Genomic DNA, 3,722 nt, shown 5'->3' with positions numbered 1-3,722 from the left:
CCCCCGCCGAAACCGCCCGCGCTCCGGGTGCCCTCGGCCGCCGCGCCGCCGAACCCCCCGTCGGTCGCGCCCGCGGTCCGGCGGGCGGAGCGGCGGTGTTCGGCCGTGCGGGCGCGGCGCCGCGCCTGCTCGCGCTCGGTCGCCCCCGCCTGCGAGGCCTCGCGGCGGACGCGGTCGCGGAGCTTGCCGCTGGCGTGGTACCAGAGGAAGTACGCGACGACGCCGAACGGGACGGCCACGGCCAGCAGGACCGGCGAGACCACGACCCCGGCGACGAGCAGCAGGGCCGTCAGCGCGATGAACGTCGCCGCCATGCCGACGATGATCGTCCGGTTCGTCACGTGCGTACTGGGGCGCCCATCGTTGTAAGAGTCCCGGCGGTGCACAAGCGGGGCCGCCCCTCGGGAAGCCGTGTCCCCGCACCCGCCGCTCTCTGCACCCGCCGCTCCCTGCACCCGCCGCTCCCTGCACCCGCCGCTCCCTGCACCCGTCGCTCCCTGCACCCGCCGCCCTCCGCACCGTTTATACTCGCGGGCGCCCGGGTTCGCGGTATGCCAACTGCGGACCGAGAGGTGGTGACGGGGCTCCCGCCGGGTATCGCGGCCGCCCGCGGGGAGCTCACGCCGATGCTCTCGCAGTACGCGGACCTCTGTGCCGCCCACGAGGACGCGCTCGTCTTATTCCAGGTCGGCGACTTCTACGAGGCGTTCTGCGAGGCGGCCGAGGTCGTCGCGCGGGTCTGCGAGGTGACGCTCACGGAGCGGTCGGACTCGACCGGCGACTACCCGATGGCGGGGGTCCCCCTCGACAACGCCGCCCCCTACCTCGAATCGCTGCTCGACGCGGGGTACCGCGTCGCCGTCGGCGACCAGGTCGAGGACGCCGAACGGGCGTCCGGGCTCGTCGACCGCGCCGTCACCGAGGTTATCACGCCGGGAACCGTCGTCGAGGACGACCTGCTGGAGGCGGGCACCACGAACTACGTGGCGGCGGTGGCGGCCGAGGAGAACGGAACCGACAGGGTCGGCGACGACGGTTCCGCGGCCGCCGACTCGGCGCCCGTCGGCCTCGCCGCCGTCGACGTCTCCACGGGCGAGTGCCTCGTCACGTCGGGCGACCGCGACGCCGTCGCCGGCGAGCTCGACCGGATCGCCCCGGCGGAGCTGATCGCGGGGCCGGACGCTCCCGCGTTCGAGCCCGTCGACGCCGAGAACGGCTGGTCGACCCACGAGTACGACGCCGATGTCTTCGAGCGACGCACCGCGACCGAGCGGCTGGAGCCGTACCTCCCGGCGCCCGACCGGCGGTTCGAGGCGGACGCCGAGCTGCGCGCGGCCGGCGCCGTGCTCGCGTACGCCGAGTACACGCAGGGCGACGACGGCCCGCTCTCGTACGTCACGCGGATCCGACGGTACGACCCCCGCGACCGACTGCGGCTCGACGCCGCCGCACAGCGCAGCCTGGAGCTGTTCGAGAACCGCGGCCTCGGCGCCAGCGACACCCTGTTCGACGTCCTCGACGAGACGAGCTGCGCGCTCGGGCGGCGGTGTCTGGAGCGGTGGCTCCGGCGGCCGCTCGTCGACGCCGACGCGATCCGGAGCCGCCACGACGCGGTCGGCGAGCTGGCCGACCGCACGCTGATCCGCGAGGGGGTCGCCGACGCGCTCGCGGCCGCCTACGACCTCGAACGCCTCGTCGGCCGCATCTCGCGAGGCCGGGCCGACGCCCGGGACCTGCGCTCGCTGCACGCGACGCTCGCGGTCGTGCCGGAGCTGAAGTCGCTCCTCGCGGAGGCGGGCGGTGCGGACGCCGGCGACGACGCCGACCGCCCGCGGACCGACCGCCTCCGCGACCTCCGCGACCGCCTCGACGAGCTGGTCGAGGTCCGCGAGCTGATCGACGAGGCGATCGCGGTCAACCCCCCGCCCGAGATCACCGACGGCGGCGTGATCCGGGAGGGGTTCGACGACGACCTCGACGCGCTCCGCGCGACCGAGCGCGAGGGGCGCGAGTGGGTCGCCGACCTGGAGGCGAGCGAGCGCGATCGCACCGGGATCGACTCGCTGTCGGTCGGCCACAACCAGGTTCACGGCTACTACATCGAGGTGACCGACGCCAACCTCGATCGGGTGCCCGACGACTACCGCCGGCGGCAGACGCTGAAGAACAGCGAGCGCTACTACACCCCCGAGCTCAAGGAGCGCGAGGAGGAGATCGTCGGCGCGTCCGAGCGCGCGGACGCGCTGGAGTACGAGCTGTTCGCCGACGTCCGCGAGCGCGTCGCGGGCGAGACGGAGCGGATCCAGGGGCTCGCGGACGCGCTCGCCGAGCTCGACGCGTGCTGCTCGCTGGCGGCCGTCGCCGTCGAGGGCGACTACGTCCGCCCCGAGATCGTCGACGACCCGGACGCCGGGGTCGAGATTGAGGGGGGCCGCCACCCCGTCGTCGAGCGCGCCGAGGCGTCGTTCGTCCCGAACGATGTCGACCTCCCGCGCGGGTCGGTCGCCGTGATAACGGGCCCGAACATGAGCGGGAAGTCGACGTACATGCGCGCGGTCGCGCTCGCGACGGTGCTCGCGCAGACCGGCTCGTTCGTCCCGGCGCAGGCCGCGGCGCTCCCGGTCTTCGACCGGCTGTTCACCCGCGTCGGCGCCTCCGACGACATCGCGGGCGGGCAGTCGACGTTCATGCGCGAGATGAGCGAGCTGACGGAGATCCTCCACGACGCCGGCCCGGACTCGCTCGTGCTCCTCGACGAGGTCGGCCGCGGCACCGCCACCACGGACGGGCGCGCCATCGCCCGCGCGGCCGCCGAGTTCGTCCACGACGAGCTGGGCGCGACCGCGCTCTTCGCCACGCACTACCACGGGCTCACCGACCTCGCGAACGAGCGCGAGCGCGTCTTCAACCTCCACTTCACCGCCACCCGCGAGGACGGCGACGTGACGTTCCTCCACCGGGTCGTCCCCGGCGCCTCCTCGTCGTCGTACGGCGTCGAGGTCGCCGAGCTCGCCGGCGTCCCCGCGCCCGTCGTCGAGCGCTCGCGGTCGCTGGTGGCCGGCGACGAGGCGGCCGACGCCACCGGCGGTGAGGCCGTGTCAGGGAAGGCGGACCCGGACGGGCCAGACGCGCCGACCGACGAGGACGAGCCCGACGACGTCTCGCTCCGCGAGTTCCTCGCCGAGGAGGGCGCGCGGGACTACGCGGGCGGCGACGCCGAGGGCCCGGGCGCAGACGGCGATGCCTCGGCCACGGACGCGGGGGCCGGCGTCGACGCCGGAAGCGACCTCGACGCCGAACTCCGCGATCTCGACCTCGCCCGGATGACGCCGATCGAGGCGCTGAACGCCCTCCACGACCTCCAGTCGAGGCTCGACGATGGCGGGTGAGGAGCGCGCCGGCGGAGGCCGGCCGAACGCGACTCCGGAAGCGGGCGAGGAGCCGGCCCGCGTTCGCCGGCTCGACCCCGCCACGGTCGACCGGATCGCCGCCGGCGAGGTGATCACCCGGCCGGCGCGGGTCGTCGGGGAGCTGGTCGACAACGCGCTCGACGCCGGCGCCTCGTCGGTCGAGGTCGCGGTCGGCGGCGACGGCACCGACCGGGTCCGGGTCGCCGACGACGGGTGCGGCATGTCACGCGCGGACGCGAGGCGCGCGGTCGAGCGCCACGCGCCGCGCAGACTCGCGCCCGACGGCGACCCGGTCGGCGTCGCGTCGCTCGG

The 3,722-nt window shown here is 75.2% G+C and carries 2 protein-coding genes and 1 pseudogene; 2 read left to right on the top strand and 1 reads right to left on the bottom strand.

Annotated features, from left to right (window positions below; translation table 11 throughout):
• A pseudogene (locus tag OQF71_RS14145) lies at nt 1-341 on the bottom strand (molecular chaperone DnaJ); the annotation flags it as partial.
• A 210-nt stretch (nt 342-551) separates the two neighbouring features.
• Here OQF71_RS14145 and mutS point away from each other — a divergent pair.
• Nucleotides 552-3,389, top strand: a complete 2,838-nt coding sequence (gene mutS / locus OQF71_RS14140; RefSeq protein WP_280588453.1) for a DNA mismatch repair protein MutS — start codon at nt 552-554, stop codon at nt 3,387-3,389.
• Nucleotides 3,379-3,722, top strand: a 344-nt coding sequence (locus OQF71_RS14135; protein ID WP_280588452.1) for an ATP-binding protein, incomplete at its 3' end; no start/stop codon positions are given. The genes mutS and OQF71_RS14135, both read left to right, overlap by 11 nt.

Source organism: Halorubrum sp. Boch-26 (assembly GCF_029889805.1).
GTDB lineage: Archaea > Halobacteriota > Halobacteria > Halobacteriales > Haloferacaceae > Halorubrum.
The sequence above is the reverse complement of the archived record's forward strand: the minus strand, read 5'-3'. Positions and strand labels throughout refer to the sequence as shown.

Excerpts from the sequence above, each read along its gene's own strand:
- mutS (WP_280588453.1), top strand. The coding sequence starts at position 552 with ATGCCAACTGCGGACCGAGAGGTGGTGACGGGGCTCCCGCCGGGTATC.